15 protein-coding genes are annotated in these 16,860 nt (G+C 37.9%); 7 read left to right on the top strand and 8 right to left on the bottom strand.

Annotation, left to right across the window (positions count from 1 at the left end; all coding sequences use genetic code 11):
* Nucleotides 1–53: 53 nt before the first annotated feature.
* On the bottom strand, nucleotides 54–188 hold the full coding sequence (locus tag DBO93_RS19085) for a hypothetical protein (RefSeq protein WP_259366141.1): 135 nt from the start codon (nucleotides 186–188) through the stop codon (nucleotides 54–56).
* Between the two features lie 376 nt (nucleotides 189–564).
* Here DBO93_RS19085 and tkt point away from each other — a divergent pair, with 376 nt between their 5' ends.
* The 6 genes from tkt (at nucleotide 565) to DBO93_RS03310 (ending at nucleotide 8,227) form a co-directional block, all read left to right on the top strand.
* A complete protein-coding gene (tkt, locus tag DBO93_RS03335; protein ID WP_108455060.1) occupies nucleotides 565–2,550 on the top strand; it encodes a transketolase in 1,986 nt (661 codons plus the stop codon).
* A gap of 96 nt (nucleotides 2,551–2,646) precedes the next feature.
* On the top strand, nucleotides 2,647–3,660 hold the full coding sequence (epd, locus tag DBO93_RS03330; protein ID WP_108455059.1) for an erythrose-4-phosphate dehydrogenase: 1,014 nt from the start codon (nucleotides 2,647–2,649) through the stop codon (nucleotides 3,658–3,660).
* Nucleotides 3,661–3,732: 72 nt separating this feature from the next.
* Nucleotides 3,733–4,911, top strand: coding sequence for a phosphoglycerate kinase (locus tag DBO93_RS03325; RefSeq protein ID WP_108455058.1), 1,179 nt, complete (start codon nucleotides 3,733–3,735; stop codon nucleotides 4,909–4,911).
* Between the two features lie 404 nt (nucleotides 4,912–5,315).
* On the top strand, nucleotides 5,316–6,380 hold the full coding sequence (gene fba / locus DBO93_RS03320) for a class II fructose-bisphosphate aldolase (RefSeq protein ID WP_108455057.1): 1,065 nt from the start codon (nucleotides 5,316–5,318) through the stop codon (nucleotides 6,378–6,380).
* 247 nt (nucleotides 6,381–6,627) lie between these two features.
* Nucleotides 6,628–7,458 (top strand): mechanosensitive ion channel domain-containing protein, encoded by an 831-nt coding sequence (locus tag DBO93_RS03315; protein WP_108455056.1) that lies wholly within the window; start codon nucleotides 6,628–6,630, stop codon nucleotides 7,456–7,458.
* Nucleotides 7,448–8,227, top strand: a complete 780-nt coding sequence (locus tag DBO93_RS03310; protein ID WP_108455055.1) for a DUF481 domain-containing protein — start codon at nucleotides 7,448–7,450, stop codon at nucleotides 8,225–8,227. Before DBO93_RS03315 ends, DBO93_RS03310 begins: the two co-directional genes overlap by 11 nt.
* A 99-nt stretch (nucleotides 8,228–8,326) precedes the next feature.
* Here the strand turns inward: DBO93_RS03310 and DBO93_RS03305 are convergent, their stop codons facing one another.
* The 7 genes from DBO93_RS03305 to DBO93_RS03275 all read right to left on the bottom strand — a co-directional run bounded on the left by DBO93_RS03305 (nucleotide 8,327) and on the right by DBO93_RS03275 (nucleotide 14,423).
* Entirely contained in the window at nucleotides 8,327–9,100 is a 774-nt protein-coding gene (locus DBO93_RS03305) for a metal ABC transporter permease (RefSeq protein ID WP_108455054.1), read from the bottom strand.
* A gap of 24 nt (nucleotides 9,101–9,124) precedes the next feature.
* Nucleotides 9,125–9,967 (bottom strand): zinc ABC transporter substrate-binding protein, encoded by an 843-nt coding sequence (locus DBO93_RS03300; RefSeq protein ID WP_239059168.1) that lies wholly within the window; start codon nucleotides 9,965–9,967, stop codon nucleotides 9,125–9,127.
* 52 nt (nucleotides 9,968–10,019) lie between these two features.
* Nucleotides 10,020–11,270 carry a hypothetical protein gene (locus DBO93_RS03295; RefSeq protein WP_162533715.1) on the bottom strand — a complete coding sequence of 417 codons (1,251 nt, stop codon included), beginning with the start codon at nucleotides 11,268–11,270 and terminating at the stop codon, nucleotides 10,020–10,022.
* Nucleotides 11,271–11,366: 96 nt separating this feature from the next.
* Entirely contained in the window at nucleotides 11,367–11,657 is a 291-nt protein-coding gene (locus DBO93_RS03290) for an ABC-type zinc uptake system zinc chaperone (RefSeq protein ID WP_108455052.1), read from the bottom strand.
* Nucleotides 11,658–11,827: 170 nt separating this feature from the next.
* Entirely contained in the window at nucleotides 11,828–12,637 is an 810-nt protein-coding gene (gene djlA / locus DBO93_RS03285; RefSeq protein ID WP_108455051.1) for a co-chaperone DjlA, read from the bottom strand.
* Between the two features lie 34 nt (nucleotides 12,638–12,671).
* Nucleotides 12,672–13,385, bottom strand: a complete 714-nt coding sequence (gene murU, locus DBO93_RS03280) for an N-acetylmuramate alpha-1-phosphate uridylyltransferase MurU (RefSeq protein ID WP_108455050.1) — start codon at nucleotides 13,383–13,385, stop codon at nucleotides 12,672–12,674.
* A 42-nt stretch (nucleotides 13,386–13,427) separates the two neighbouring features.
* Nucleotides 13,428–14,423 carry a phosphotransferase gene (locus DBO93_RS03275; protein ID WP_108455049.1) on the bottom strand — a complete coding sequence of 332 codons (996 nt, stop codon included), beginning with the start codon at nucleotides 14,421–14,423 and terminating at the stop codon, nucleotides 13,428–13,430.
* 143 nt (nucleotides 14,424–14,566) lie between these two features.
* Between DBO93_RS03275 and lptD the strand changes: the two genes are divergently transcribed.
* Nucleotides 14,567–16,846: an LPS assembly protein LptD gene (lptD, locus tag DBO93_RS03270; RefSeq protein ID WP_108455048.1), complete on the top strand. Its 2,280-nt coding sequence runs from the start codon at nucleotides 14,567–14,569 to the stop codon at nucleotides 16,844–16,846.
* The last annotated feature ends 14 nt before the right edge of the window (nucleotides 16,847–16,860 follow it).

The following is a 16,860-nucleotide window of genomic DNA, read 5'->3' as shown; positions in this document are numbered from 1 at the left end:
AAAAGCCCCGCTATTGCGAGGCTAGTAGTTATGATGAGCTAATTGATAAGCTCTTAATTATTTTGTTCTATTGTAACTTCCTTGTCGTCTAATGCTGAGCCTGTGCTCAACACTGCTGATACTGCTAATATTAATACCGCTAATATTACCGTAGTCAGCTTAATTCCGCGTGACGACGACCTGTTCATTCTTTAATCCTGTATTATGTTGTATCTTTTTCTAATTTTTATTAATACGACGCATTAACATTAAAGCAACTTGTATAGATATTCAACCAAAAGCTCATTAAATGAACGATTTTAATTTTTTCTTATATCTTATATAAATGCTAAAGTTTATATCTATCTACTAACTTCCCTTTCAGTTTGCTCAATCAAATTAACAAGCGATCAAAATCTTATTTCATTCATTAAATCAGGTCATTTCACATTTAAAAGACGATAAATATAACTTAGTTAAAAATAATGCCATAAAAGTGCTAATTAAATTTGCAGTCAAGGGGCACTCTAGGTGAAAATAAGCGCAATTTATATCCCATCAAATTTAACAATAATTGGAGCAATTATGCCGTCGCGTCAACAACTGGCCAATGCAATTCGAGTTTTAAGCATGGATGCCGTGCAAAAAGCTAAATCAGGACACCCTGGAGCCCCAATGGGCATGGCAGATATCGCTGAAGTTTTATGGCGTGACTTTCTAAAGCATAATCCAACAGATACACAATGGGCCGATCGTGACCGCTTTGTTTTATCAAATGGCCACGGTTCAATGCTTATATATTCATTATTGCATTTAACGGGTTATGATCTACCAATTGGTGAGTTGAAAAACTTCCGCCAACTGCATTCAAAAACCCCTGGTCATCCAGAGTATGGTTACACACCAGGTGTTGAAACCACTACGGGCCCACTAGGTGCTGGTGTTTCTAATGCGGTAGGTATGGCAATTGCCGAAAAAACTTTAGCGGCACAATTTAACCGCGAAGGTCACAATATAGTTGATCACCACACTTATGTATTTTTAGGTGATGGTTGTTTAATGGAAGGTATTTCACATGAAGCCTGTTCATTAGCGGGTACTTTAGGTTTAGGTAAATTAATTGCTTTTTGGGATGACAATGGCATTTCAATTGACGGTAAAGTTGAAGGTTGGTTTACCGACGACACGCCTGCTCGCTTTGCAGCTTACGGTTGGCATGTTATTAGTGACGTAGATGGACACGATAGTGCGGCTATCGCAGCGGCAATAACAGAAGCAAAATCGGTAACAGATAAACCTACCATGATTTGTTGTAAAACAGTCATTGGTTTTGGCTCGCCTAATAAATCAGGCACACACGATTGTCATGGTGCACCACTAGGTGATGATGAAATTGCCGCGACTCGCGAATTCTTAAATTGGCCACACGCGCCATTTGAAATTCCAGCAGATATTTACGCTGACTGGGATCAAAAAGAAAAAGGCACTTCAGAGCAAGCAAGTTGGAATGATAAATTTGCTGCATACCAAGCTGCACATCCAGCATTAGCTGCTGAGTATGAACGCCGTGTTATTAAAGGTGATTTGCCTGCTGAGTTTGAAGAAAAAGCCAATGCTTACATTTTAGAGTGCCAAGAAAAAGCTGAAAATGTTGCCTCGCGAAAAGCATCACAAAATACTATTGAAGTATTTGGTGCAATGTTACCTGAATTATTAGGTGGCTCAGCCGATTTAGCGGGTTCAAACTTAACGCTTTGGTCTGGTTCAAAAGGTATTCAAGACGATGCTGCTGGTAACTACATTTACTACGGTGTTCGTGAATTTGGTATGAGCGGTATTATGAACGGTATTTCATTGCACGGTGGTTTTATCAACTACGGCGCAACTTTCATGATGTTTATGGAATACGCACGAAATGCTGTACGTATGTCTGCTTTAATGGGCATTCAAAACATTTTTGTTTATACCCATGATTCAATTGGTCAAGGTGAAGATGGTCCAACGCATCAGCCTATCGAGCAATTAACTAACTTACGTACAACGCCAAACATGGTGACATGGCGTCCAGCCGATGCAACCGAGTCAGCAGTTGCATGGAAAAACGCGGTTGAACGCCAAAATGCGCCAACTTCATTAATTTTCTCACGCCAAGGTTTACCTGCGTTAAGTCGTACTAATGCACAAGTTAGTGACATTGCTAAAGGTGGTTACATCTTAAAAGACAGCGTTGGCACACCAGAGATTATTTTAATTGCCACAGGCTCTGAAGTGTCTTTGGCATTGAAAGCCGCTGAAAGCTTAGGTGATAACGTGCGTGTTGTTTCTATGCCATCAACCAATATTTTTGATGCTCAAGACAGTGACTATAAAGAATCTGTATTGCCATCAACAGTGATTAAACGTGTTGCTATTGAAGCGGCTCATACCGATTTTTGGTATAAATACGTTGGTTTAAGTGGCAAAGTTGTTGGTATGACAACTTTTGGTGAATCAGCGCCAGGTAATGTGCTTCTTGAGCACTTTGGCTTTAGTGTTGAAAACGTTGTTAAAACGGTAAACAGCTTAAGCTAATCGCTTTTTCTCACCGTTAAACGTTATTGATAGCCAGTTAATATTGTTAACTGGCTATTTCCTTTTCTAGGTTCGTTAGCAATAAGATCCAATAATATGTCAATTAATATTGCAATAAATGGCTTTGGAAGAATCGGCAGAAATGTTGTTCGTGCTTTATATGAAAACGGCAGAACGAACGAATTCAATTTAGTCGCTATTAACGAGTTAGCAGAGCCTGAAGGTATAGCGCATTTATTAAAGTACGATTCTACACACGGGCGTTTTTCATTTTCAGTTCAACAAAGTAATGGCAAATTATTTATTGCGGGTGACGAAATCGCATTAAGTCATGAAGCTGAATTAAGCAACTTGCCATGGCAACAACATAATGTCGATATAGTTATTGACTGTAGCGGACAATATGGCAGCCAAGCCGATGGACAACAACATATTACACAAGGGACAAAAAAGGTACTTTTTTCGCATCCAGGTTCACAAGATTTAGACGCCACGATTATTTATGGCATAAATCATCAACTACTTACTCCAGCTGAGAAAGTGGTTTCAAACGGCTCTTGTACCACTAACTGTGTCGTGCCCGTTATTCAGGTTTTAGATAAAGCCTTTGGTGTTGAAAGTGGTGCGATTACTACTATTCATTCTTCAATGCATGACCAACAAGTTATTGATGCTTATCACCCTGATTTACGCCGTTCTCGTGCTGCAAGCCAATCAATCATCCCGGTAGACACTAAGCTAGCCGCTGGTATTGAACGAATACTACCTAAGTTTGCTGGCCGATTTGAAGCCATTGCAGTGCGTGTACCCACTATCAATGTAACGGCAATGGATCTGAGCTTAAACTTATCGAGCGATGCGACTATTGCTGACATTAACCAAGCAATTATCGACGCTCAACAAAACGGTTTAGCCGGGATTTTAGGTTATACCACTGAGCCACTGGTTTCTATTGACTTTAACCATGATCCGCATTCAAGCATTGTGGATGGCAATCAAACTCGTGTTAGCCACAAACGTTTGGTTAAGTTACTTATTTGGTGTGATAACGAATGGGGATTCGCTAACCGTTTATTAGATACCGCCTATACTATGGCTAAAGTGGGTTAGTTCGATAGCACCCAACCAAGAATTTATTTATCACTTACTTAACAGTTAAAATTCTATCAACAGGAAATAAACATGTCAGTAATTAAAATGACCGATCTAGCATTAAACAATCAACGTGTGCTAATTCGTGAAGACTTAAATGTGCCAATAAAAGATGGCAAAATAACTTCCGATGCTCGTTTAAGAGCTGCATTACCAACTTTGAAGCACGCTTTAGAAGCCGGTGCTAAAGTCATGGTAATGTCACATTTAGGTCGCCCAACTGAAGGCGAATACAATCAAGAGTTCTCATTACAACCGGTTGCCGACTATCTTAGTGCAGCACTAAATGTACCTGTACGTTTAGTTAAAAGTTACCTTGACGGTGTAGATGTTAATATTGGTGAACTAGTTATTTTTGAAAATATTCGCTTCAATACAGGCGAGCAAAATAACGATGATACTTTGTCTAAAAAGTTAGCATCGTTGTGTGATATTTTTGTCATGGACGCATTTGGCACCGCTCATCGCGCACAAGCAAGTACCCACGGCGTGGCAAAATATGCACCTACGGCATGTGCTGGCCCATTATTAGCGGGTGAGCTTTCAGCTTTATCAAAAGCCCTTGATAACCCTGCCCGCCCATTAGTGGCTATTGTTGGTGGTTCAAAAGTTTCAACTAAACTTACCGTGCTTGATTCTTTAGCAGGTATTGTCGATCAATTAGTTGTTGGTGGCGGTATTGCTAATACTTTTATTGCTTCGCAAGGTCATAATGTTGGTAAATCATTATTCGAAGCTGACTTAGTTGATGAAGCTAAGCGCTTAACAAAACAAGCCAATGACAATAATGGTTCAATTCCAGTTCCTACGGATGTTGTTGTTGGTCAAGAGTTTTCTGAAACAGCCGTTGCAACACTGAAAAATGTAAATGACGTTGCCGATGGCGACATGATCTTTGATATAGGTCCAGAAAGCGCTAAAGCGCTAGCAGAAATTATTGCTAATGCTGGTACCGTAGTCTGGAATGGTCCTGTAGGTGTATTTGAATTCGACCAATTCGGTAAAGGTACAGAAGTTATTGCTCGTGCCATTGCAGATAGTAAAGCATTTTCTATTGCGGGTGGTGGTGACACTTTAGCCGCAGTTGATAAATATGATATTGCAGACAAGGTATCTTATATCTCAACCGGTGGTGGCGCTTTTCTTGAGTTTTTAGAAGGCAAAAAATTACCTGCAGTAGCTATTTTAGAAGCTCGCGCTAAAAAATAAATTTGCTAAACACAATAGTTACAACGGCAGTGTAAAAATACACTGCCGTTTTTTATTAACTTCATGTTCCCTGCGAGCATTTTAGGTAAAAATCTACTTTTATCACCTAGCAAAATATTTATCATAAAATATATTCTCTAGACTGCCATTTATTTGTAGTAAAATTACATAAATTTATAGCTGTTTAGCAATAAAACCTCTCTTATATCTTCAATATTTCAGTAATAAAAACACAAATATAATAACTGTAAAATAATGCATTTTATTAACCACAGTAGTGCTATTTTTTCACGTGCAATGCACTAATTTCTTCTGATACAATTACGACATGAAAGCACTAAGTTTCATAATGAAACCTTTTTGAAATCAATTTTATCACCAACAATAATCTCAGGAGTTAATTCATGGCTTTAGTTTCTATGCGCCAAATGTTAGATCATGCCGCCGAAAACGGTTACGGTATTCCAGCTTTTAACGTTAACAATTTGGAGCAGGTTAGAGCAATTATGCTTGCTGCTAACGATACTAATAGCCCAGTAATACTGCAGGGTTCTGCTGGTGCTCGTGCTTATGCTGGTGCACCTTTTTTACGTCATTTAATTTTAGCTGCTATTGAAGAATTCCCTCATATTCCTGTGGTAATGCACCAAGATCACGGTACCTCACCTGGCGTGTGTCAACGCTCTATTCAATTAGGCTTTTCATCAGTTATGATGGACGGTTCACTTATGGATGACGGTAAAACACCTTCAAGCTATGAATACAATGTAGACGTAACTCGTCGCACGGTTGAAATGGCACATGCTTGTGGTGTTTCAGTTGAAGGTGAATTAGGTTGTTTAGGTTCACTTGAAACGGGTGAAGCTGGCGAAGAAGATGGTATTGGCGCGGTTGGAAAATTAACCATGGATCAAATGCTAACTGATCCAGAAGAAGCGGCTGATTTCGTTCAAAAAACACAAGTTGACGCCTTAGCCATTGCTTGTGGTACTTCACATGGTGCTTATAAATTTACTCGCCCACCTACAGGCGATATTCTCGCTATCGATCGTATTAAAGCGATTCATGCTCGTATTCCTAATACGCATTTAGTTATGCATGGTTCTTCTTCTGTGCCGCAAGAATGGTTAGCCGTTATTAATGAATTTGGTGGTAAAATACCTGAAACTTATGGTGTTCCGGTTGAGCAAATTCAAGAAGGTATTAAAAATGGTGTGCGTAAAATTAACATCGACACTGACTTACGCTTAGCCTCAACAGGCGCAGTTCGCCGATTTTTAGCACAAAATCCAAGCGAATTTGACCCACGTAAATTTCTAAAAGCGTCAACACAAGCAATGTATGATATTTGTAAAGCGCGTTATGAAGCTTTTGGTAGTGTTGGTCATGCTTCAGGTATTAAGCCAATCTCTTTAGACAATATGTTTGTGCAATATTCAACAGGTAAATTAGACGCATTAATTAAATAGCATTAATAGCCGTTACTAACATGCCTATGTGTTGATAACGGTAACAGTTATATTGAAAATTTAGTCAATGATCCGATGAATCGTATTCATCGGATTTTTTTGTTTTGGCTTTCAATGTAAACTTCTCCTTCTCCTTAAAACACTCCTTAAAGTAATATTGAAAATTATGGTGTTTTTTGAACAATGTAATGAAATTTCAATTGATGTTTATTATAATCCCCCATCATAAAAATGCTCAGGGTAAATAATGGACACTATTCAGAACTGGTTTCTAGAAAATCAACAAATGCTAATGGATTTTGCGATAAAATTAGTCGTTGCACTAGCTATCGTATTTATTGGTAAATTTGTTGCAAATTTAGTACGCGATGGCGTTGTAAAAGTTATGCGTCATAGAGGTATGGATGAAACCATTATCTCATTCCTAAGCAGCTTACTTTACGGTATGTTGTTCGTTATTGTTATTATCGCTGCTATTTCTCATTTAGGTTTTAACACAACTTCATTAGTCGCCATAGTCGGTGCGGCCGGCTTAGCAATAGGCTTAGCACTGCAGGGATCACTATCTAATTTTGCCTCAGGTGTTCTGCTTATTATATTAAAGCCATTCAAAAGTGGTGATTTTATCGATGTAGCGGGTGTTTCCGGTATTGTTGAAGAAATTCATGTTTTCTCAACAAAATTAAGAACTGGTGATAACAAAGCGGTCATTATCCCAAATGGTAAAATTACCTCTAGTACGATTACTAACTTTTCAACGAAACCTGAGCGCCGATTAGATTTAGTTATTGGTGTAAGTTACGATGCAGATCTTGCTAAAACTAAAGCGTTACTTACTAAGATAACCAGTGAGCATGAATTAGTCTTAAAAGATAAAGAAGTTGTTATCGGTGTACAAGAACTTGCTGAAAGCTCAGTAAACTTTGTTGTTCGCCCTTGGGTTACCTCTGCCGATTACTGGCCATTACATCGTGATCTGTTACAAAAAATTAAAGTCGCATTAGATGATGCTGGCATTGAAATACCATATCCACAATTATCATTACACGTAAGAAAGGAAGAAACAAATGAGTCATAAGTTAATATCAGCAGCACTTTGTTTTATGCCGCTAGTTGCATTAGCAGAAGAAGCAACCGCACCAAAAGTTAAATCTCCTTATACTGCTTCTGCAGAGCTAGGTATGCTTTTTAAAACAGGTGATACAAACAGTGCAGATGTTAAAGCAGGTTTTGACTTTACTCACGAAGCAGGTGCTTGGAAATCAACAGTAAACTTAGGCTTGTTGGTAAAGAAAAGTGAGGAAGAAGATGAAAATGGCGAAGATCACTTTACTACCAGTGATCAAAAGTGGACTGCAGTCGGCCAAACTAATTATACAATTGACAAGGCAAGTCCAAACTATATCTATGCGAATGCTTCTTATGAAGACGACCGTTTTAGTAGTTTCGACAACCAGAGCTCAATTTCTGCAGGTTGGGGGCGTCGTTGGTATGAAACTGAAAAAACAACACTAGATGCTGATATTGGTCCAGGTTTTAAACGCGATGTTGTCAGTGCAACTGATACTGATCCCGAAGAAATCAATACTGCCTTTATTGTTCAAGCCCAAGCTTTATACACACGTGAAATTAATGAGCACGTTTTATTTAAGCAGTTATTAGTAGCAAAGTATGCTCCAAAAAGTGATGCAAACAGTACTTATAAAGCAAGAACGTCTATTTCTACAAAGTTACTTGAAACACTACAACTTAAATTTAGCTTTACTGTAGATTACAATACTGACGTTGATGAAGATAAAGAAAATGTTAACACTGAAACAGCAATGACTTTAGTTTACAGCTTCTAATTATCTAACTAGAAATTATTTTAGTCAGAACATTACCATTGAAAAAGCCAGCAGTTTTTAACTTGCTGGCTTTTTAATTTTTGAATCAACACACCCTATTTACTTTCTTAAACCTAACCTACTTACTAATCTAAACACTAATCTAAACACTACTGCACTTAAGGCTAATGTCGCCACTATTGCCGCACCGCTAGGTAAATCGAAAGTTGCTGACATATACAAGCCTAGTAAATACCCAACTAAACCTACACCGTAAGCCCATAACAATACCCGAGTGCCCTGTAATTTATTAATTGCTAAAGCAGGTAATATTAAGGTACTAAAAACAAGATAAACCCCAACAAGCTCAACGGATAATGTTATAACCACAGCAAATAATAAATAGAAAGCAGCTCCATCTAAAATTTTAGGTCGGTAAAGTATTAACGCAAGTATGGCACTATAGACTATCGTTGGTAATAACAGTTGCTGCCAACTTACCCAAAGAATTTGACCTGACATTAGTTGTTTAAGTAACTCTGCACCATGTGGATCATTAGATAACAACAACATAGCTGTCACAGCAGATAGAACGTAAAAACAACCGATCATCGCCTCTAGCTCTTCTGCCATATATTTGGCTAATAAGGCAATAATGCCTGCCCCTGCTAATGCAAATAGGCCTGGGATCCAAATATTTGCATACGCAAGCTCAGCAAGATCATGATCCATACGCACAACTATCGCTCCTAAAGCCGCTATTTGTGCAATAGCTAAATCTATAAAAATAATACCACGCCTTAATACTTGTTTACCCAATACAACATGAGTTGAAAGTACTAAAATACCCGCAGCGAATGCAGGTAACAGTATAGTGAGTAATTCATAATCCATCGATAATACCTGTAGCTTTAAATGCTATTTTTTAGGGTGATTTACTTTAATTAATAGGTCTAAAGCACTGTCATACAAGCTGAATAAATCATCACTTTGCTGATTACCACCGACCGATAAAGGTAGCACAACAACAGGTAAATTCGATTTTTCTGCTAACCAGTTCGCTCCACGTTGATCTTGGTAAGAAGCCACAACGATTGCCGATATATCACCTTGGTTAGCTAGTTTTAACAAACTTGCAAGGTGGCTACTTGTTGGCGGCAATCCCGGTTTGGGCTCTAAATCAGCAACAGAATCAATACCTGTAAAATCAAATAAATAACGAAATGTTGAGTGATAGGCAATAACTTTCATGCCCTGCAACGTCGCCACTTTTGACTGCCATTGTGTCCTCGCCAATTGCCAACGATTCACAAAGCTTGATAACTGCTGCTGATACACATCGCTTTGCTTTGTATCTAGCTGAATTAACTTCTCTGTTAGTGCCTTCGCAATGTCGAGAACACGCTGTGGTGAAAAATGTAAATGTGGATTTCCAGCACTATGAACATCACCCATGCTGCGATCAACATTACTCATTTGGTCTAACGTTTCGACATGATCAGCGGCAAAAAATAAGCCATCTTCTGTGTTACGTACTCGAGTATTAGCCGATTTCATTTGCAACATAGGTAACCAACCTATCTCTAAATCAGCCCCAGCACAGATCACAAGATCTGCTTGGCGCATTTTAGCAATCAGGCTAGGTCGCGCTTGTACTTGATGTGGATCTTGCATAGCGGTTGTTGCAGTATAAATTTTCGCTGAGGGAGCAAGCTCTTTTGCTAAAGCAGCATACTCTGGCTCACATGCAAAAATATTCATTTGCGCGAAAGCACTTTGGCTCAACGTCAGTAAAGCACTGCTAAGCAGTAATTTAAAATTGATGTGCATTATGTGCTCCTAGTGCCATTACATATTGCAAAGTAATAACATTGTCATTTTCAGCATTATCAAAACCAATATTACTCTGATGACTAAATTCAACTCTAACGGTTGAGAAGTGACTATTGTGCCAAGCAACACTTAGCTCAGTTTCTTTTAGGGTTTGTTGATCGAAATGTTCTTCGTGTAGTACTTGAGTATTTAATTTTCCGTATCGCAGTCCTGCTGACCAACTTGGTGAAAATTGATAGACTCCACTAACATACCAAGCTTGATGATAATCATTAACACTACCTTCTTCGTCATGTTCTGCTGACAAATGCTCTTCATCAAGGTCTGGCACCATAAAATCACTCACCCTAAAATATTCAGCACTGAGCGTTAAATGTTGATATTTATAGTTACCATTTGGCGCCCACTTATAAACAAAATCAGCCACAAAGGTATTTTTACCTGTATAGCTAGCAGAGTGTGCATGCGCTTCTTCACCTTCTTCACCTTCTTCATCGTGTTCTTCAGGCGTTAACAGACCATTTTCATTGCGTAGGTAACTTGCCCCCAACTGCCATGAACTTTCAATACCAATATCACCACCTATTTTTGTAAACGCCGTATAAACGCCCGTGCTATCAAATTCGCGCTCACCTGACTCATCTTCAGCTCGTAAACTATCACCTGAAAAAACTTCAGCTCCCATCGTCCAATACAAATCTGTTGGTGCTATATAACTCACTCTTAAGCCATCATCGAAATAATGCCCGCCTAGAAATGCACGATATGCACTCGGTCTACTGGTAAAAGCGTCAGTATGAAGATGTTGATTATTTAAATAGCCAATATCAGATAAGAATCGCCCTGCTCGAACAGTAAATCCATTCGGCAATGCCATTGTTTGTATAAAAGCTTCTTCGACATTAACTTCGGTTTCACCTTCATGTGATTCAAAAACAGTGGTGAGTTTACCGAAAAACATATCATCGATACTGGCACTAAACGCTAACTCAGTTTCACCTAAGCCAAAGCCTTTTGCTCTTTCGGTCATTAGGCGATCTTCACTCTGATAATAACCATCTAGTACAGCGCTGACAGTAAGGTTAGACAGTGTCGGCGTTTGTGCGAATGATAGTAAAGGCAAAGCGCCAGATAAGATTAAAGCAGCCGTTACTTTAGTCGGGTTAATAGTCGCTAAGCAACCAGCGATATCAGTAGATACAAAAGTCGAAACACGTTGGAAATTTTTCATTTGGAAATCTCTAAAATAAATTATATACGAATACAACAACCCACTTACTCAATTGGCAAGTTGGTTTTGTAAAAATAGCTTGTTAAATAATTAGGTTTAAAGCGTTTTGGGAGGTGCGCGGCTATGATAATTAACACGTTGAATTAGTGCTAATTTTGGTTCAACAGTAACGATTGTTTCTACTTGCTGAACATTAAAGTCAAGTGTGGCGTTTTGCTGTGGTAGTACTTGATCGAATTGATGTTGATGAAAACACAACGTACAGTGTTTTTTAACACCATCATCTATATGTTCAACACTATGCGCAGCAGCAGCCACAGACAATACTAACAATATAGCGCTAAGCCATATTGCGATAAATCGCCTATTAGTTACTGAAAGGAACATTTGTGTTATCCAAAGTATAAATCAAAATCGGCATTAGTCTACGCGACTTACAACTGCGTATGCAAGCTACTGATCAGTCACTTAACACATAAAAAAGCAATTTAGTCGCATTTATGCTGTTTACTTCGTTGTTAAAATAATTTTTAAAAACGAAGTAAATACAAAAGTTGTTATTTATTTTGTGCGTTTATTAACTCGTAAGCTGCTTGAATGTCTTGTGCTTTTTGTTTTGCCGTTTCCATCATCTCAGGAGGTAAGCCTTTAGCTACCAGTTTATCTGGGTGATGTTGCGACATAAGTTTACGATAAGCTTTTTTAATATCACTCGCTGAATCTTGTTCTGTAACACCTAACACTTTATAGGCGTTTTCAAGTTGCTGACCCGACTGTGCAAAGCTATGAGTTCCACCTCTTTGCCCTTGTTGATGAAAACTAGCCCCTGCAATTATCATCTCTAATAATTTATCTAATTCATGTGCAGAGTAGCCTAAGCCTTGAGCAACTTGGTGCAGTGCTTCTCGTTCATCTTCATCTAGGCTTCCATCAGCGAAAGCCACTTGAATTTGAATTTCTAAAAAAAGTAACAATAAATCCTGACGATTTCCAACGACAGATCTTAGTTCGGTTAATCGTTCGGTAACTGGAAAGCCTGTTGTTTTTCCATCTCTAAATGCATCTTGAGCTTGTTGACGCATTGCACCTTGTAACCCCAACTTATCCATATAAGCTGTAGCAAAAGCAATTTCATGCTGGGTAACCTGCCCATTAGCCTTAGCAATAAAACCCATAACTGAAAAACTGCTATAGAAAAATATTGCTTGGCGGTCGGCATCCGATTTAGCACCACCTAAGTTGTTAAAATTAAGCCCTATACCTTTATCAAACCGATGTCCGAGCCAAGCGCCCAATAACGCACCGAAAATATTTTTACTCAGCATCAAGCCAAATAAAAATCCTAAAACTTTACCCCAAATTCGCATCGTAAAACTCGATAATTAATTAATTATAAAATGGTTAAATAGTGTTTAGCTTAGCTAAACGTTCTGGTGTTCCAACATCTGTCCAAGCGTTAGTCATTAAACTCGCTGACACTTTACCTTGTTCAGCCCCAGCCCTTAACATAGGTGCTAAAGGTTGTATAAGTTGTTGTTCTTGAACTGGTTGTAACAAAGTCGATTCTTGTGTTGCAGCATCTTGCTTAAAAAAACTTTTTCTGTAAAGAGCAATACCACTAAAAGTGTATGTTTCATGATGGTTGTTTTTAGGGTTAGTTAATACCCCTTCAACAAGTTGAAAGTCACCTTTAGGGTTATGCTCTGGATTATTAACCAATAACAAATGAGCGTTAAACTCTTCACCTAAACGTGGTAATTGCTTGAGATTAAAATCGCAATAAATATCACCATTAATCACCATAAAAACATCATTTTCATGTTCAACTAACATCGGCAATGCTTTTATAATACCACCGGCTGTTTCTAATGCTACAGGCTCTTCGCTATAACTTATATTCGCCGAAAATTGCTGACCGCAACCGAGATAATCTACAATTTTTTGACCTAGCCATGCATGGTTAATTACAATATCTTTGATACCCGCCGCCACTAAATTTTTTATATGGTGCACTATCAACGGCAAGCCATTCACTGTTAACAGTGGTTTAGGGCAGTTATCAGTTAGTGGTCGCATTCGCTCGCCTCTACCTGCTGCTAATATCATAGCTTTCATGAAAAACTTTCCAAAATCTTACTTAAAAATAAGCACATTATGTTATTTGTTGAGCGCAGGTATTACCCGCTTACTGACTAACTCATGTAAAAAAGTGAGTTTATCATATTGTGCGCTAACATCTTGTATGTAGCTCAAGGTAAGTGGAATATCAGCTAAATATCCTGATTTACTGTCTCTGTGATAGAGGCGTGCAAAAATACCACTCGCTTTTATATGGCGCTGCAATCCAGTTAAATCAAACCAATATTGCCATTTTTCTTTTGTTAGGGTTTCGTTTGGAAAATAATTTTGCACTTGTAAGCGATAATCTTCTATTAAAGGTGCTATAAGCTGGTTTGGCCAACGTACGTAACAATCCCTTAATAAGGAAACCAAGTCATAGATAACGGGCCCTTCTACAGCATCTTGAAAGTCAATAATACCCAGTTCATCATTACTAAGCTGCATAATATTTCGGCTGTGGTAATCGCGATGCATAAATACTTTAGGTTGCTCAACCATGGCTGAAACTAATTCATCAAAGCAACAGGTTAATGCAATTTTCTCATCTGCAGTTAAATAAATAGCTAAATGTTTTTCGAGTAGCCATTCAGTAAAGATGCTCAGTTCTGTGAAAATAAATTTTTCATCATACAAAGGTAAAGTCGACACAGATACCGATGAGCATGTTAGCATTTTATCTAATTCTACTATCGCTTTAGCGTAATATTTCTGCATGTTATCACTTGATAATCGTTCAGATAATACCATGTCGCCAAAATCGCTAAGACAAAGAAAACCTTGTTCGAGATCCGCATGGATAATGTTAGGTACATTAACGCTAACATCTTTCAAAATTTGCTGAACGTTTAAAAAAGCTTGGTTATTTGATAGTTTTACCGGCGCATCAACCGCAATATAACTTTTACTTTGGTATGCAAAGCGAAAGTAACGTCGAAAACCGGCATCACCTGTAAGTGGTAATAAGTTGATTTTTTGCGTTGAAAACTGACTTTCAAGCCAATGTGATAAGGCTGTAGTTCTTAAATTACTCAATAGAAAATATCTCTAAAAAATGATAGTGCCAATATAACTAATTCGCAGGCTAAAGAAAATTGCTATATTATTACCGCCTTTAGCGTTAAAATGCCGAACTAAACTAGGCTTTGTATTTTTCAAGTTAATTACCCGGATTATAAATGCGTTTTTCCTTACACAAAACCCCCTTTCTCTGCCTAATAGCACTTACCTTTGGTAGTAAGGCGCAAAACATTGAAATAAATACAAATATTGCTAGTCAGTGCCCTATTCCATTTTATGCAAATCTTGCAGAAGAAACCGGTAAGCAGGCAAACGACAGCTTTACTATTTTATCTTCTACTTCAAATATTAAAAAAGGTGAATATGCCACGTTTACCGGTGGTGTTACCTTATTAAATCAAGATAAATCAATTGTTGCAGATGAATTATCCGTTAATAGAAATACATCTACAGTTAACGCTAATGGTGATATTCACTTTCAAAACAAAGGTATAGATATTTTTGCCGACACGCTTAATATAAATCAATTAAAAAAGTCCACGGCGTTAACATCAACTTCATATCAACTAAACGGCTCTGCTGGGCACGGAAGTGCAAAAGAAATTAATATTGATGGAAATGGAAAAACGATGAGTTTTATCGACTCAAGCTTTACCACTTGTTACGATCCTGTGCCAGATTGGCAGATGCGCGCAAGCGAGATTACCATTTCTTCAGATAAAAAATCACTTGAGGCATATAACGCTCGTTTTAGTCTTTTTGATGTGCCTATTTTATATATTCCTTATTTAACCATGCCTATTAGTGATGAACGCCAATCAGGTATGCTATACCCTAAAATTAGCACTTCAAAAAGCTCAGGTTTAGAAGTTGAAATTCCTTATTATGTCAATATATCAGAAAACATGGATGCCACTATTACACCACGCTACATGTCTGATAGAGGCACGCAATTAATTACAGAGTTTCGATATTTAGAAGGCTTACAGTCAGGTCAACTTGATATTGAATACCTCAATAAAGATAAAAAACTTAACAATAACGATGATTCACGTTACTTAGCCAGAATTCAACATATTGGTACTTTCTCAGAAAGGTTTAGAGCCCATGTAGACTACACGACCATTAGTGATGATAATTACTTAGTGGATTTAGGTAGTAGCCAATTTAACTCTAACGATGCATATCTCTATCAAATAGGTGAATTGGCTTATTTCGCAGAAAATTGGCAAACCACCCTAAAATTACAAGATTTTGAATTATTAGGCAATCATCAACAAAGTTATAAAACCTTGCCTCAAATAGAAGCGAGGCGCCAACAAACTTTTGATGACTTTGATGGTATCTTTGATGTTTATGGCGAATTTTCTAGCTTTGATACACCAGATTTAACCAAGCCAACAGCGCAGAGATACCATGTAGAAGCTGGTTTACTTTACCCTATGGTTACACCTGCATGGTTTTTAAATTCAGAACTCAAAGTTCTGCAAACTAATTACATTCAACAAAATATTGGTAATAACAGCCTGCTAGAAAAAAATATTAATAGAACGTTGCCTAAAATACGATTGCATGGTGGTGTCAATTTTGATCGTAACATCGCCTTATTTAATAGCGAGTACAACCAAACACTTGAGCCACAGTTACAGTACCTTTATATCCCTGAAAAAGATCAAAGCAACATTGGTATTTACGACACAACTCTATTGCAAGATGACTATAACGGTTTATTCCGTGACCGTCGCTTTAGTGGCATAGACAGAATAGCACAAGCCAATCAGGTTTCGTGGGGGGTAACAAGTAGGTTATTAAATGCTGAAAATAACGAAATGTTGCGTTTTAGTTTGGGCCGTATTGTTTATTTAAATGAAAGTAACTTTGATGAAGCAAATCAAGACACCTTAGTAGATAAGTCAGCATTAGCAGCCGATATTTTCCTTCATTTAAGTCGAAACTGGCAGTTTAGTTCTGACATTCAATATAATACCGATTTAGGCGTGACCAATAAAAGTCAAACCACTTTAGATTACTTATTTAGTAATAATCAAACAATTCAATTGAACCATCGATATACTCGCGATGTCTCAGGAGAGTCATTAGAACAAATGTCGTTGGCGGCAAATGTTAAAATTGCCCAGCGGTGGCAACTTGTAGGGCGGTTTACACAAGACTTACAAGGCAAACGCAGTATTGAAAGCTATGCAGGTCTTGAGTACAGCAGTTGTTGTTGGGGGATACGTTTTACGTACCATCGCAATATTAACTCTAAAATTGAAGACGACCTGAACATAAATGAAAACCGCGATGCATTTGATAGCAGTTTTAATATTCAATTTGTATATAATGGCATAAATAGCAATAAATCTTCCGACAGTGTTGGAGATATGCTTAATTCAAGTATATTCGGCTATAAACGCCCTTACTTCCTCAATAACTAATTAAAAGAAATATA

Origin of the sequence: Colwellia sp. Arc7-D, assembly GCF_003061515.1 — a bacterium.
GTDB lineage: Bacteria > Pseudomonadota > Gammaproteobacteria > Enterobacterales > Alteromonadaceae > Cognaticolwellia.
The sequence above is the reverse complement of the archived record's forward strand: the minus strand, read 5'-3'. Positions and strand labels throughout refer to the sequence as shown.